This window comes from Eoetvoesiella caeni (assembly GCF_003315175.1).
Taxonomy (GTDB): domain Bacteria; phylum Pseudomonadota; class Gammaproteobacteria; order Burkholderiales; family Burkholderiaceae_B; genus Eoetvoesia; species Eoetvoesia caeni.
Window position 1 is genome coordinate 102,022 of the sequence record NZ_QNRQ01000010.1, and the last position, 14,793, is coordinate 116,814.

Here is a 14,793-nt window from a genome sequence, read left to right on the forward strand (position 1 = left end):
GGACGGCTCGGGGCGAACTCCCCGTGTCGAGCGCTGTAAAGGCCGTCAGGGCCAGACTTCAGTGAAAGAACCGTCGGCCTGATGCTTGACGACACGGTTGCCGACGTTCTTGACGTAGTCCTGCTGGACTTCGGTGAACATGCTTTCGGGCACGTCGATGTGAAAATGGCGCAGGACCTCACGGAAGTAGTCCGGGCCGTGGCCGAACGGGTCTTCCTCTTGCCAGTTGCTGTACAGGAAATCCTCGCACTCGACCTTCATGGCGCTGTCGATCAACTCGGCAGGCTTGTGGATGGTCAGGAAGAAGTAACGCATCGGCCGATCCCAGCCGAGGGCAACGGTGATGGGAAACCCCTTGTGAAGCGTCTCGAAATGGTGCTGGCTCATGGTGGTGTCCTTGGATGAGTTGAAACAGTACTGCCCGTAGGGGCAGGCGCGGCCCCAGCGGGTGGAAGAAAGATACTCAGACCGTCAGCGCCGAGGTGGATGCCGTGGTTGCCGTCGGAGTGCGCCGGCGCGCGTGGTAGGCGCGAACGCCTGCGCGCCAATCGGCACACTGCTCCGGCGCGAGGTCTAGATAAGAGAGCGGGCACGCGTAGTAGTACGGGTGCATGGACTCGTCCAGCGGCTTGTAGCCCCACTGGTCGCCGCTGCGTTCAAGCAGATCGCAGCGGATGTAGCGCAGGGACTGGCCCGGCGCGAGATCACGATGCACGCCTTCGGCCTTGGCCGTCACTTGCGCGACGGACCAAAGGACGTTGCCGCGCAGTGCGTGGGCGATGACCTTGACGCTGGCGCGCTCGGTCTCTTGCGGTGCGATCAGCTCCGCGATCAGTTCAGACCGCGACTGGGGGGAGAAATACCAGCCCATAAGAAGCCTCCTGAAAAATGGGCCGGAGGCTTCCCCGCTGGGGAGAAACCCCGGCGGGTGATGAAAAGCCGCAAGTGCGGCGCAGGAACCTATGCTTTGCCCTTAGTCCCAGTCGTCATCGTCGCGATCACAACCGGCCGGGCAGTAGCCGAACTCGATCCCGTGCGAGCAGTAGCCATGCTCCGCATTCCAGTTTTGGGTTTCCTGCCGTTCGGCAGGCGTTGCGTAGTCCCATTCCTGGGTCGCGATTTCCAGGGCATGAGCGCGCTGGTCTTCCGGCAACCGACTGGCTTGCGCATCGATCTCCGAACTGAAAAGCGTGACCCAATGATCCCAGGACAGGCCGCAACCACGCTGGGCGTACTCGGCGGCTGTCTTGCAGACAGCGCGCCACGCGGGTTCGTCCAGCGTGGAATGAGGTGCATCGCAAGCGATGGTAGACATGATGGATATCTCCAGAAGAAAGCCGGAGCCTCCCCCGCATGGGGAAGGCCCCCGGCGGGTGGAAGAAGAACACTACGGATGCGGCTCTGCGATCACGCAGGTTGCAGTTCGGCCTGGCGGCTCCACTCCTGCGTCTTGAAGTCCAGCGCGTAACCCAGTTCGCCCAGACGGGCGATCTGCGCGCGCAGGGTGCGGCGATCGATGGTCGAATCCAGTTTCACGGACTGGCCCAACGGCCACAGCAAGCCGAACAACGCAGCGTCGCCCTCTTCGGTGCTGCCGGGGGCAGCGACTGCCGCAGACGGGGCCGCATCCGCACCGAAGGGCGTGGTATCGACCAATGGATCCGCTGACGCCCGCACTGGGGCGGGTTTGGCGGGTCTGGACACTTTGGCGGGCTTGGCCGGCGTTGCCGCAGGCGGCGCGCCCGACTCTTCATCGAGCGGATCGACATCCTGGATGGCGAAGCTGCGTGCTTCGTCACCACTGAGTTTATCGATGCCAAAGAGCGTCATCCCGTCCAGGCTGGCGCGGATTTCGAACCGCATGCCGCCGCCAACCGGATAGGACTTGGGAAAGATGTAGCGGATGATAAATTCCCCGTCGTATTTACCTTCGTGGTACTGCTCGAGTTCCGGATCCTTGACCTCAAACACGCCGAGGTGGGTACTGAGCCGGCCGACTGTGAACGGGCCATTGCGACCACGAATGGTGCGCAGCGCAAGCTGCCCAGGGACGACGATGGGCGAGACCGATCTCTCGGGTGCCAATGTGACCGCCATGATGATTCTCCTTGAGCGTTTAGGAAGAACAGCAAGGACCCACAAGGGGCCCCGTCAGGTCAGAACGAAGCAGCTGCCATCGGCGTCTGCTGCTGGACTTCTCCTTCAGGCTCGCGCTCAGCGGACTGCGAAGGTTGGTCGGCAGCGGCACCCACGGCTTCAGGCCCGGGTACATGCTCTGCTTCGGGCACGACAACGTCTTCAGCCTCCGACGCAGTTGCGTCTTGGGCCTGGGGTGCCTCGGCTTGCGCCTGGATCGCCGGATAGACCTGGGTGCCGTCGATCTTGATCAGACCGATATGGATCAGTGTCGATTCCAGGCTTGCGGCCGGTTCGCCAGCGCGCTCACCCTTGGTGCGAATGTACGGATCGATCTTCATGTCGCCCAGGCGAAACGCAATCAACACCTTGCTGTCCCCTTCAATAGCCTGTACGCAACGGCGCACCAGATGCTCGGCATCGGGGGAGGCGACGATTGTGTTGAAGTACCGATACTCCGGTTCATCGACGGGCCCGGTGAGCGCAGCGATGGTGCACGACAGGAAAGGATCGCCAGCCTTGGGGGTGACGTCCTTCGGACGGTTCAGGTAACCGATGCCATGGGTGGTCAGTTCGTGCTGAGTGATCTGGGCCAGTTCAGCCCGGTCGACCGGCTCGGCTTTGAGCAGTCGCGCTTTCAGAGATGCGGCCGCTTCACCCTTGCGTTCACCTTTTTCGCGAATATACGCATCGCCCCACACATCACCAAGGCGAAAGCGCACCAGCGGGCGCTGCCTGGAATCATCGGCGCCGATATAGCGCCCAACGAGTTTTTTCGCCTCTGTGCCAGCAACCTTGACGTCGAAATAACGATAGCTGGGATCCGTAACGGAGCCGACCAGCGCGGCGATGGTGCATGCCAGGAAGGGTTCGGCACGGCGGCCGCCTCTGACGGGTACTTCGCGGGCACGCTGCAAGTACCCGATACCCGAGGTATGGATGTCGAAATATGACTTTTCGTTGGATGGGGTGTTCATGGTGAATCTCCATTGCGAAGAAGCGGAGACACACCTGCCCCACGATGCGGGAAATGGTGCGTAACCCCGCGGTGGGTTGATAAAGCAAAGGCATCCACCACCAGAGACTGGTGGCCGCTCGCAAGCGGATGCGGTGCGAGCTGGGTAATCAACGCGGTCAAACCGCGCCGTAGCCTTGAAGATCGTGGCTACCTGGGATGCTGCTGACGGCTGTCAGCAAGGCATGGCCTTAGCATGGCTAGGCCCTGATCGCGCGACAGCAATCAATCGGCATTCAGGCGCTTCCGTTTATCCTCGCTGTTTGGCGTCATGCAAAAAGAAGCCCTCCACCCGAATGGATGGAAGGCTTGGGATGGCAGGCTGCCAGCAGGGCTGGGCCTCAGCCGTAGTGCTGCTGGGCTTCCCGCCCTGAAACGAAACGTGCGTCACGGCCAATCGAGACCGGCAACGGCAAGCTTCGAGTCTCTTCTGTCGAAAAGCGCGTCGCCTGATCGAACTGGACCCAACCCGTTGGGCCAGAAGCCAGCGCCGTCATTGACGGCCGACTCGTTGGGCGAATGCACCACCCAGCAGTCGCCCACCTCGCGCATCATGCCGGAACCGCGCGGCGTCGCCGGGGCGTCTTGGTGTCGATCACGCTCACGCTGATCTGGCGCCATCGCCCATCATCGATGAGATGTTCCAGCACTTCACCGAGCATGTCGAAGTACACCTCGTCGTGCCGATCGACTAGCTCACCGTCGCGGTGCAGCTCCACCGCATAAGTGTCGCCCGCGCGGTCATACAGTACAGTCACCCGCCCCGTGAACTTCGCAGTCGAGACCGTGAAGCTAATCGACGGAGGTGTTTCGATGATCTTGGCCGGCGTGGGGTCGATCCAGGTGAAATCATGGGCGCCTGCATCGACCAGCATGTGAGTGATGCGCCGAAATCCATCGGGGGCCGGCATTTCCTCCAACTGCTGGATGAGCTGGCCCAGTTCCATGCACTGCGGCTCGGGGACGGGCAGCTTGGCTGGCGCGGAACCGAGGATGTGCCTGGTGATGGTATAGGGAACGCCATCCGAGCCCTTCTCGGTGATTACTTCTGGGATGTCAGCACGCAGGCCGTCGAAACGGCGCCGCGCGTAGGGCTGGACATGCACCTTGGCTCCCTCATTAGGAACGGCGGTTACCAGCTTGGGATCAAGCACCGCGAACTCGCTGGGCTTGAGCTTGACGACGATGGCGTCGTCATTGGCCGCGACCACCTTGCCGTCGAAGGGTTGGGGGTCAATAGCGAAGCCCAGCGCCGAGGGCTGTGGCACACCATCGAAAACGCGGTATTTGAATGAGCGCACATTGCGAGGCACATGGCCTGCGACGAGCGTGGGCATCATGGTTTTAATGACAGATCGATCCATGGGGATCTCCTTGGGAAGAAACACAGGACTCCCCGCCCACAAGGGAGGGGAATCCCTTGTGGGTGGATGGACGCGCTGCGCCCGTGAAAAAAGTGACCAGTGCAGTCTCCCGCACTTGCAGCCTGGAAGGTCTCGACTGCCTGGGCATATGTCGGCAACGCCGAAGCACATAGATGCAAGGATGGATCAGAGATAGGCGACTAGCACGCAGGAAATGGCGTTGCATGGCACCCAGCTTTCGGACGCTTTTGGCAGGGAACCATCCCTTGCCTGCAGATCCAGCATACGTTCAGCTGAAAGATGGTAACCGTGGGAAAAATTGATGCGTTGCGTCACGCGCTAGAACTTGGCCAGCGGCAAACCCAGCAGCACAGGTGCGTCAGCATCCACAATCAGGATGCGTACGTCGGCCTGGCCGGCCAACTCCAGCACGTTTGCCAGGTCATATGGCATGCCCTTGCTGCGATGCTCTCGCCGAAGCTGCTGGGCAGTGATACCCAGAACGGCCTCCAGGTTCTCATCCGTCCAGGGCGTGGCGATCAACTTCACACCGATCGCCGAACTGTCTGGCATTCGAAAAGCGACAAACTGAAGTCCCTGGGGCGTTGTCTGATCCGCCAGATCAGCCAGATATTGGTGCGCCTGCTCGGTAATGTGCGCACCACTGATTTCCCAGCACCGGCTGTAGAAGCCTGTTTCAAAATTCAAGCGATGAATCGCCTCCTGGGCAGACGCCTTGGAATAGGTATCAGCCACAAGCACCGGTCGGCCATCAATATCCTCGCCCTCAAGGGCATACACCACCGAGCGCACAACGCCCTCAGTCGAGCACTGCGCCTGTAGTTCACCGCGTACGTCCTGCCCCTCGGTGATCAACGCAAAGTCCTCGTTCCAGATACAAGGAAATCGAGCAACCTGCTCATCAGGCAAACTGGTCTGGCTGGAATGCAGCGGTCGCCAAACCGGCGGTGAGTCGTCCTCGTAAGTGATCAGCAGCGTGCGAATGGCGCGTAGATTCCGGTAACCGCGCAGAAAAGGGTTGTATTTCCGGACCATGAAATTTCCTCCAGAGCATGACGGAGCCAACCCCCACCACCGGGAATTGAACCCGGTGGGTTGAAAGCGAAAAAAGATCAAGCAGCACCAATTGCTGGTGTCTGAGCCAGCCGCTCGATGACGCGCTGGCGCAGTTTCAGGCGGAATGATTCGTCACTTACACCCGTCAGCAAATTGGTCGCTTCCTGCACTATCAGGGCTGAAGCCCCCTCCAGATCGGCAGTCAGAACGGCGCCGCGCAGTTGATCGCCAAGTTGAAGTACCTGCGAGGAAGTTCGGAAAACCTGAACCTCTCGGCTCAAATAGCAGCCGTTACCGCCAAACTCGAACAGGCGGGGCTTGCTGCAATACCAGCAGCCCTCGAACTGAATGACAGCCAGATGGTGGCCGTCATCAAGACAAGTGGCTATTAGAAATAAAGCATCCAAATCGGCACCGTCCTCAAACTGGTGATGCTCGATCAGGTTCGCCAACTCCTCGTTCTGCTCCGCACCGAAGTGCGCCGCCAAATGCTCGAGCAGGGACGGAATCGACAATTCCCCATCATCAAGCACGGGGAGGCCCAACTGTGTGGCAAGATCCGCCAGGCCATCCAGCACATCCGACCATTGAGGTTCATTGGTCTCAGCAATCTGGGCGATATAGACTTGTCCCCCATTGGAATGATCTTCATCCAGAGCGAAGGTACTGAACAACGCCTTAATGACTGGAGTGACACGGTCGAGCATAAGGACACCAGTGCCTTCGTAATAATTGTTGGCCATAAATGGCTCCCTTTCGGAAATAAACGGAGCCAATCCTTGCGGAACCTGGCATCCGCAAGAAGAAACCCATCGCCAGCTGGCAATGGGCAGGAAAAAAGAGAGGGAACACGGCCACACACTTGCATGCGAAGACGCATGTCCCTCAGTGAGGCTGAGCAAGACGGCGGCGTTGGTACGCCCAAATGATCACCAACCACAGTAATGCAGCACTAGCTGCGCGATGACTTCGCGGCGCTGCGAATCCAGACCGCTGAAATCAGCAAGTCCGCGAAAGCCGCAGCGCTTGAGCATCGCACCGCCCTTGCGCTCGTTATAGATACTGACCATGGCGGCAAGGAACATGCGCTCCCCGCTGCTGAGTACACCAAGAGCCTTGTCGATCCGCTGCACGTCGGGGCATAGATCCCACTTGCTGCGAGCTAGGTTCGGCCCTTCTGGCGTGCCGTCGCCAAACCACTGCGAACCGGCGATGCGCACACCACGCTTCCAGGCCTCGAAGAAGGCTTGGGGTGCATCTGCGAAGTGGCGCTCTTCCTGGATGATCTGATCGACGGCGTCTTGGGGTAGAGGCTGTGTCATGACAATGTTCCTTGCGATTTGATCAGGGAGTGGCGAGTTGGGACCAACCGCCTCTTTCAAGTGCGCGTCGAGCCGCAGCATAGCTACGAAAATACTCGCGGGACTCTCGCGAAACGGGCCCTTCGGAGTCGCATGTGCCGATGTAGTGGCCGGCGGCGCCGTGCAGGACTTCAAGCGGCAGTTGCTTGCCGCGGCAAATCAGAGCCAACTGGCCATAGGATGGCTTTCTGGACATGGGCGAGACTCCTTGAGAAGGCAGGGCTCCGTCCCTTGCAGGATGGCAACTCCCGCTGATGGTTGAGAAAAAAGCATCGGCGCCATGAAGGCGCGCATCCGCAGACTCGATGCGATGCGGACTGGTGGGCAACGCGGGAGAAACCCGCGGCAGCCTGGAACCCTGGCTGCTGGCATGTGCTGACGAATCAGCGAACATGCGGGCAGCTTCGTGCGCGGACCTCGCCGTGTCAGTTAGAAAACAACATCCGGCCCAACCCCGATTGATAGGCACAGCAAAAAGGAAACCCCGCGTCGAGTGCGGGGCTGTCAGGAGGGTGCATCGGTGCCGGGTCAGTCAGGGTTTTCGCCCAGGACATGCCGCTTCCATAAGGCGAACGCCTCGTCCGACGCCAACTCGGCGAGGATGACAATGGGCTGGGCCTGACGGGCGTGCAGCGAAGCGAAGTACGCTTTACGATCGGCGATGGCCTTGAGCTTGATGCCCTTGATGAACAGCAGTTTGCCGCCCTTGACGAACAACACCTTGTTGCCGATATCGCGGCTGAACGCAGCTCGCAGCTTACGCTGCGCGTGCAGGGCGTCGGCCAACTCATCGACCAGGAAATCGAGCGTTATATTGATGTAATGAGGGTCTTCATCCTCCTGGTCGAGGTCGAGCAGCGCAGGCGGCAGGCCCTTGGCGAAGGCCTCAGCCTTCGCCAGCAGCGCCTGCTTACCACTGAGCGCATAGAGGAACGTCGAGCCACCGCGCCCATCATTGTGGGCCTCGGCGATGGAGGCGCCGTCGAACAGGACGGTGGCGGTGAAGCACAGCGTTTCCTCGCTGGCGAAGTCGGCCACCTTGAGGTTTTTCAGCGTGATGCGGTCTTGCTTGGTGATGTTTTCCATGGAAAGTCCTGAGATCGACCGGGTGATGACGCGCCCCTGACGGGACGAGGCTTCATCCCGTAGGTTGGAGAAGGGAGGCATCAATGCCCTGGTGGGCAGCGTTCGCCGTAAGATGCCGAGACGAACTGGCGGGTGGCGCAGGCAAAGCCCACGGCAGCCTCTACACCCTGGCTGCGGGCTACTGCCGAACTATCGGCAATGCAGAGAGGAGAATGGCGCGGTCCACGGGCTGCGTCGTCGATCAATCCGAAGCGCTCAAGCCCGTTTTTTGCAGGCACCGAACCAGTCGCTGACCTAGCCATGCCACGCATGGGACGGCCATGGAGTTGCCGATCGCCTTGTAGCGTGGAGCGTCTGCGGCGGGTTTGCCGCGGTACGGGATCAGCGTGTAGTTGTCGGGCATGCCTTGCAGCCGCTCACACTCAACAGGCATCAGACGGCGCACCCGCCACTGCCGCCACAGCCAGTCCGCCGCGGCGAGTGCATCCCAGTCATAGCGGAAATGCGCCTCGGGGTCTGGGGCCAATACATGTGGCTTATCCGCGCCACCGCTGCTGGCGCGCAGCGCAGCCGCGACACCGCCGCCCAGTTCAGCGGCAAGACCATGCTGCCGTCCCCGCAAGGCTACACAGGCCACCATCGGCACCCCATAGCCCGGCTTGCCGCTGGACAGGACGGTACAAGCTACCTGACCGTGGCCCGACTCGAAACGCACTTCACCACGGTTGTTCTGCGCGAAGGCAATGGCGGGAACCACGCCGACACGCTGACGCGGCGCTTGGCTCAGCACCATAGGCTGGCCTTGACCCGGCTTGCCTCCCCCCGTGGAAAGTGCTCCCACAAGCTGACCGTGGCCCGACTCAAAGCGCAACTCGCCATGGGAATTCTCCGCAAAAGCGATGGCGGGCATCCCACACGCGCGCGGGGTCGGCGCCCGGGCCATCGTTGCATCCGAGCCGCACCCCTGGGCGGCAAAGGCGATGGTCGGCACCCCCTTGCCCGTACCATTCTCGCTGCTGCCCTTGTCGCCGTTCGCGGTGCTGAACATATGGGTGATGGCGCCAGCGATCGACTGCACGAGGAACGTCTCGACCCCGAAGTCACTTTTAGGGCCGGGTGCTGCAGTCAGGCAGGCGGCCACATCGATCGGCCCAGCTGTGTTGCCACCACCGAACCCGGCCGTGGTGGTGATGCTGCTGTAGTGGGGGTTCAGTCCGGCATATTCGCCTGCTGGCACAAGACCACGCCCAGCAGCAAGGGGAGTTTCTTGCCACGGCGAGCAGCCCGCACGAGAATCCCCGAGCAGGCCCGCGCGCTCAAAAAGTACTTCTGCGGGATCGAGGTCATCTCCACCACTTGCCACAAGAAACACGCGTTTACGGCGTTGGGCGACGCCGAAATATTGAGCGTCGAGCACGCGCCAGGCGATGCGGCGGCGGGGTCCAGACACACAACCAGCGTGCGCCCATTTTTCCCCTGGCGGCTGGAGCGCACGGCTTTCTCCGGCCAGCGCCCCCAGGAAATACCCGAAGGCATTGCTGCGGTCGTTGAGGACGCCGGGAACGTTTTCCCAGACGAGTGTGGCCGACGGGAGGCAGCCTTGGCGGCGTGTTTGATCGATGGCATTGGCAAGCTCCACATAGGCAAGGGTCAAGGCACCGCGCGGATCATTCAGCCCGCGCCGCGCACCAGCAACACTGAACGACTGACAAGGCGTGCCACCAACCAAAATATCGGGGGCCGGCACGGTGCCAGCGCGCACCAGCTGCACAATCTCGGTCATGTTGCCCAAGTTGGGCACATGAGGGTAATGGTGGGCAAGCACGGCGCTCGGGAACGGCTCGATCTCGGCGAACCAGGCGGCTTCAAGGCCGAAGGGTTGCCAGGCGAGGCTCACGGCCTCAATGCCGCTGCACACGCTACCGTACAGCAACGGCTTGACCTGGGATACAGCACGAAGGGTGCAAGGTTGCGGATTCATATTGGGTCTCCTGTTTGTGTGGCCCTGGATTCTTGGTCGAATCAGGACGTTGATGGGCAGGAGAAAGGCGCCGAAGGCCAGGTGGCCATCGGCTCGGGAGGAAAGAGAGACCACCCGTGGGCTGACTGGCAGGCCCGGTTGTCGCTAGACCCGTCTGCTTATCAGCAATCACACCCGGCCCGTATCGTGGCTGAGGCCGGAATCGTCTGGCACAAATCCTTGCACAAACGGAGCCCGTTTTTACGCCGGCGGGCACCGGCATCGAATACCGCTGACCGCGAAGGGTCTCCCGATGGCTCGCCTGTGAGCGCCAGCCATCGGGAGACCCTTCGCACAAGCGGAAGAAACGCAGATCAGCAGAATACAGTTCTCGGAATAACGACCTTCATGTCCCTCCGTCGCAAGACGATCGGGTAGGACACGCGCACGATAGAGAAGGTGTCATACGCTGGGCATCCCGCAGGGTGTGCGGGATACAGGCCACGCCGCCAGTAGACGGCTGCGGCCACGGGGGATGGGGGGATCAGGAGCCCTTTCGGTTAATGCGGCGCGCACGCGTGACACGCTGCTTGGACGCGCCGGATTCGACCGGCAGCGTGCCTTTGCAGTCGGGGTAGCGACTGCACGACCAGAACGGGCCGCTCTTGCCAGTGCGCTGGCGAGTGGCCGCCCCGCAATACGGACACGCCGGGCCTTGGGTAGCCTTGATGGACAGGGACGCGTTGCCGTATTGCTCAATCAACTGCGAAATCCACGCTGCCTGTTTTGCGATGAATACGTCCAGCGTGAGCTGACCGGATTCAATCATGTCGAGCGCCTGTTCCCAGATGGCGGTCATGCCCGGGTCAGCGATCGCAGCGGGCACGGCGTCGATCAGAGTGAAGGCCGCATCCGATGCTCGGATGGCGCGCCCCTTCTTCACGATATAACCGCGTGCGATCAGGCCGCTAATAATGTTGGCTCGCGTCGCCTCGGTGCCGATGCCGACCGTATCCTTGAGCTTCTGCTTCAGGCGCGGGTCTGTCACGAGCTTGGCGACCCCCTTCATGGATTTGACCAGTTCGCCCTGCGTGTACGGTCTTGGCGGCAACGTCTTGAGCGCCTTCAGATCGACTGCAGCCACTTGGCACGCCAAGCCCTCGCGCAACGCGGGAAGCACTTGACTGCGCATCGCGGCATCGCCGTCCTCGTCAGGCTGAGGTTCCTCGAGCACCAGGCGCCAACCCTTGGCGACAACCTGCTTGCCCGTCGCCGCCAGCATCTGCTGGCCACAAGCGAACTGTGCTATGGTGCGATCGAACTCGTGATGAGGGAGGAACTGAGCCAAGTAGTGCGCCCGGACCAGCCTGTACACCGCAAGTTCCTTCTCGCTCATGGCCGAGAGGTTCACCGGTTCGAGCGTCGGAATAATGCCGTGGTGCGCCGTGACCTTACTGTCATTCCAGGCACGCGAGTGCTGGGAGCGGTCGAGCTGGTCCATGATCGGGCGCAGCGAGGGATCGGTCTTCATCAGGCTGTCGAGAACCGTGGGTGCCTCGACGAACATGCTTTCGGGCAAATAGCCGGAATCCGAACGCGGGTACGTCGTAGCCTTGTGTGCTTCGTACAGGGCCTGGGCGACCTCCAGGGTTTCCTGAACGTCCAGTCCAAGCTGTTTGGAACAAATTTCCTGCAAGGTACCCAGGTCGAACGGCAGCGGCGGACCTTCGCGCACGCGCTCAGTCTCCACCGACTCCACCTGAGCATTGCCCGCAGTTCGAATCTGCTGTGCGGCTTGCCACGCAGTAGGTTGCTGCAGGCAACGTCCGACGCCATCGGTGCAGCCATCGGGGGCAACCCACTGCGCGATGAACGCCTGACTGCCTGCGGACAAGGATATGTCGATGGCCCAGTAGGGCACCGATTTGAAAGCTTCAATCTCGCGGTCGCGATCCACGACAAGCCTAAGTGTCGGCGTCTGGACGCGCCCGACGGACAGCACGCCGTTATAACCCACCCGTCTTCCGAGTACGGTAAATAGGCGGCTGAGGTTCATACCGACGAGCCAGTCGGCTCGCGAGCGCGCCAGAGCCGAGTAGTACATCGGCAGCGTCTCGGCCGAGGGCCGCAGTTTTCCGAGCGCCGTGCGGATCGACGCATCATTGAGCGCCGACAGCCAGAGCCGCTCTATGGGGCCGCGGTAGCCGCACAGGTCGATGATCTCGCGGGCGATCAGCTCACCTTCGCGATCCGCATCGGTGGCGATGACGAGATGGGTCGCTTTCGCCAAAAGCCCTTTGACGACCTTGAACTGCGTGGCGGTCTTCGGTTTGACCTCGACCCGCCATTGCTGGGGAATGATGGGCAACTGCTCCAGCGACCAGCGCTTGAGCGCCGCGTCATAGACCTCTGGGGCTGCCACTTCTACGAGATGGCCGATGCACCAGGTGACGGTGACACCGGAGCCGCTGAGATAGCCTTCACCGCGCTGGGTCGCGCCGAGAATCCGGCCAATGTCCTTGCCCTGGGAGGGCTTCTCGCACAAGAACAGCCGCATGTCCGTCCATCCGATTTCCGTGGGTCATTGGGTTGCTGGCATTGAGGATGACAAACACCACCAGAGGCAGCAGCAAACAAGTCGCATGAGATGGCGACCACTTTCACGGGATGGCACAGCTGAAGCAGGAATGGCGTACGGCCAGGGACGTGTGGGCCAGGAGCCGCGATTTTCGGGAGCGGTTGGAGGCTGGTGGATGTTGATGGAGCTATCCCCAGGGGATAGCCCCCGGCACACATAGGGCGGTGATGAACCGCAGCCATCCCCCTGCCAGTTCACTTCTTGCGCGCTGGCTCCTTCGGTGCGGTCGGTTCCTGGGCGGCCTGGGACTTTGGTTGCGCTTCCTGCACGGTCTCCTGCTGCCTGGGGCCGAGGGCCACGGACTCAATGCGAAACGGCAAGATCCCGGCACTATGCGCATTGACCTTCCAGGTCTCGCGCGGCCGATCTTCATTGTCCGTCCAGGGTTCGCGCTCCATGCGGCCGACGACCAGCACGCGCATGCCTTTCTGGTACAAGTCCTTCCAGTGCGCGGCATCGCGGTGCCAGATTTCAACCGGCGCCCAGAAGCCACCGCGGTCCTCAAAGCCGCCATCCTTCTTGGGGATGGGGTTATCGAAGTAGACGTTCAGGCGCAGAAGACGGCTGGGTTCGTCGTTGTCGTTGGGAAACTCCCGGTACTCGGGGGGCGAGCCGATGTTGCCCTCGCCAGAAAAATGCGTGCTCATATTGCAGTCTCCGTGTGGTTGAAATACCCGTGCCTGGCTAGCGGCGGGTGTCAAGGTGCCCGACGCGATCACCGATCGCGCACTGCAGGCGGGATGAACTTGAGCCGGCGCAGGTAGGCGTCTTCCGCTGCGGCGGCCTTGCTGGCGCACCCCCTGGCCTGCCTGCCCAAGGTGTGCAACAAGCTGATCTGCATGTTCAGCGTGATGCGCTGAAGCTCGATGGCGTGTAGATCGGCCAGCAGGTTGACCGGTGTGCCGGTGTTCGCGATCAGCTCCTGCCACAGAGCCACACCCATGGCTGACCTGTCGTGCTTGCGCCAGCGCAAAAACGCCGTGCCTGCGCCAGTGGTCTGCTGGGCCAGCTCGATGGGCAGCAGGTGGAAGGGATACCCGACCGCCTGTTGCAGCACCTGTCGCTGCGCCACGTCAATCAACTCGTCACGCAGGGCGAAGCACTGGCTGGCCCAATCCTCCAGATCCCCCTTACCTTTAAAAGGTTTCAAAAGGCCCTTTTGAGAGCCTGCGTGTTCCAGCTTCATGAAGGCTGTCTGTTGCAGCGGGCGGAAGTAGCGTGTGTCACGATTCGGGTCACTCATGCCTGCTCACCCTCGCTGGAAGTTGCTTCAGGGGCCTCAATGGTGGCGGCCTCGTCGCTGGGGTCGGCTGCGGCAGAACCGTCACTGCGCGGCTGCAGGCCACGACGCACGATGGGCGGCGCAAACTTCGAGCGGCGTGTACCTTCCAGCACGTCCTGCGGCAACTCACCAAACTTCTCCAGCGCCGCGCGTGATACAGCATTCTTCGCAGCAAAGTCGTCGCGGGTGCAGCCCGAGTAGCGATACTGCTGGGCCAGGCTGAAAAGACTGCGCAACGCATGGGCACCTTCATTGAGCCAGCGCTCCAGCGTGCTGCGATCGATGAGCGCGGTGTGGTGGGCGAGGATCAGCTTGCGGGCGATGTCGTCGTAGTCTGCCAGCAGATATACAGCGGCAAAACCAAGCTGGGCATTGACGAACAGCGGCAGCTTGACGGGTTGCACGTTCAGGTTTTCGCCCAGACTGAGTGCGGCGGGCACACCAGACAGTGCCTGATCCACCTGTTCGCGCAGCGATTGCAGCGTGGCCTTGGTTTGATCGAGCTTCTCCTCAATGCGCAGCATCCACCAGTCCGAGTACGGATCGTCTTGCTCCGAGCCGCGCTTCATTTTGTTCATCACTGCGATGTAGCCATTCAGGCCGACGATGCCTGGCCGCCCCTCGGCAGCAGCGCGGCCATGCCAGATACGGGAAGCATGGTGCGTGTGAAGTGTCAGTGATATTGAGCTGCGCAAGGAGCCGAGATTCAGTTGCAGCGGTTCGTTGGTTGCCATGACGGTCGCCCTTTGTTGGAAGATGAGCAGCCAGCTTCCGCAGGAAGCGGAAGGCAGTCAGTCAACAAACCGAATCTGCTAAAGCCCAGGTTCAATGCCCCTTGCGCTCACTATCCCCAGGGGATAGCTCCGCTGAAGGC

16 protein-coding genes are annotated in these 14,793 nt (G+C 61.4%); all 16 read right to left on the reverse strand.

Annotated features, from left to right (window positions below):
- Positions 1 to 45: 45 nt before the first annotated feature.
- A complete protein-coding gene (locus tag DFR37_RS16495; protein WP_113934367.1) occupies positions 46 to 387 on the reverse strand; it encodes a hypothetical protein in 342 nt (113 codons plus the stop codon).
- A gap of 76 nt (positions 388 to 463) precedes the next feature.
- Positions 464 to 871: a hypothetical protein gene (locus DFR37_RS16500; RefSeq protein WP_113934368.1), complete on the reverse strand. Its 408-nt coding sequence runs from the start codon at positions 869 to 871 to the stop codon at positions 464 to 466.
- 102 nt (positions 872 to 973) lie between these two features.
- Entirely contained in the window at positions 974 to 1,315 is a 342-nt protein-coding gene (locus DFR37_RS16505; RefSeq protein WP_113934369.1) for a hypothetical protein, read from the reverse strand.
- Positions 1,316 to 1,407: 92 nt separating this feature from the next.
- Complete coding sequence (locus DFR37_RS16510) at positions 1,408 to 2,097, reverse strand: DUF3275 family protein (protein ID WP_113934370.1); 690 nt, start codon at positions 2,095 to 2,097, stop codon at positions 1,408 to 1,410.
- Positions 2,098 to 2,156: 59 nt separating this feature from the next.
- Complete coding sequence (locus tag DFR37_RS16515) at positions 2,157 to 3,113, reverse strand: DUF3577 domain-containing protein (RefSeq protein ID WP_113934371.1); 957 nt, start codon at positions 3,111 to 3,113, stop codon at positions 2,157 to 2,159.
- A 589-nt stretch (positions 3,114 to 3,702) separates the two neighbouring features.
- Complete coding sequence (locus DFR37_RS16525) at positions 3,703 to 4,515, reverse strand: GTPase (protein ID WP_113934372.1); 813 nt, start codon at positions 4,513 to 4,515, stop codon at positions 3,703 to 3,705.
- 339 nt (positions 4,516 to 4,854) lie between these two features.
- Positions 4,855 to 5,571, reverse strand: a complete 717-nt coding sequence (locus tag DFR37_RS16530) for a DUF5983 family protein (RefSeq protein WP_113934373.1) — start codon at positions 5,569 to 5,571, stop codon at positions 4,855 to 4,857.
- Positions 5,572 to 5,648: 77 nt separating this feature from the next.
- Positions 5,649 to 6,335 carry a hypothetical protein gene (locus DFR37_RS16535; protein WP_113934374.1) on the reverse strand — a complete coding sequence of 229 codons (687 nt, stop codon included), beginning with the start codon at positions 6,333 to 6,335 and terminating at the stop codon, positions 5,649 to 5,651.
- A gap of 186 nt (positions 6,336 to 6,521) precedes the next feature.
- Complete coding sequence (locus tag DFR37_RS16540) at positions 6,522 to 6,914, reverse strand: hypothetical protein (RefSeq protein ID WP_113934375.1); 393 nt, start codon at positions 6,912 to 6,914, stop codon at positions 6,522 to 6,524.
- A gap of 22 nt (positions 6,915 to 6,936) precedes the next feature.
- A complete protein-coding gene (locus tag DFR37_RS16545) occupies positions 6,937 to 7,149 on the reverse strand; it encodes a hypothetical protein (protein WP_113934376.1) in 213 nt (70 codons plus the stop codon).
- A 332-nt stretch (positions 7,150 to 7,481) separates the two neighbouring features.
- A complete protein-coding gene (locus DFR37_RS16550; RefSeq protein WP_113934377.1) occupies positions 7,482 to 8,039 on the reverse strand; it encodes a hypothetical protein in 558 nt (185 codons plus the stop codon).
- A 241-nt stretch (positions 8,040 to 8,280) separates the two neighbouring features.
- Entirely contained in the window at positions 8,281 to 10,020 is a 1,740-nt protein-coding gene (locus DFR37_RS16555; RefSeq protein WP_113934378.1) for a DNA cytosine methyltransferase, read from the reverse strand.
- 523 nt (positions 10,021 to 10,543) lie between these two features.
- The gene (locus DFR37_RS16560) at positions 10,544 to 12,556 is read right to left on the reverse strand and encodes a DNA topoisomerase III (RefSeq protein ID WP_113934379.1); all 2,013 of its coding nucleotides are present in this window, start codon (positions 12,554 to 12,556) and stop codon (positions 10,544 to 10,546) included.
- Between the two features lie 275 nt (positions 12,557 to 12,831).
- On the reverse strand, positions 12,832 to 13,284 hold the full coding sequence (locus tag DFR37_RS16565) for a single-stranded DNA-binding protein (RefSeq protein WP_113934380.1): 453 nt from the start codon (positions 13,282 to 13,284) through the stop codon (positions 12,832 to 12,834).
- A 68-nt stretch (positions 13,285 to 13,352) separates the two neighbouring features.
- Positions 13,353 to 13,880: a DUF3158 family protein gene (locus DFR37_RS16570; RefSeq protein WP_113934381.1), complete on the reverse strand. Its 528-nt coding sequence runs from the start codon at positions 13,878 to 13,880 to the stop codon at positions 13,353 to 13,355.
- The gene (locus tag DFR37_RS16575) at positions 13,877 to 14,653 is read right to left on the reverse strand and encodes a PFL_4669 family integrating conjugative element protein (protein WP_113934382.1); all 777 of its coding nucleotides are present in this window, start codon (positions 14,651 to 14,653) and stop codon (positions 13,877 to 13,879) included. Before DFR37_RS16575 ends, DFR37_RS16570 begins: the two co-directional genes overlap by 4 nt.
- Positions 14,654 to 14,793: the final 140 nt, after the last annotated feature.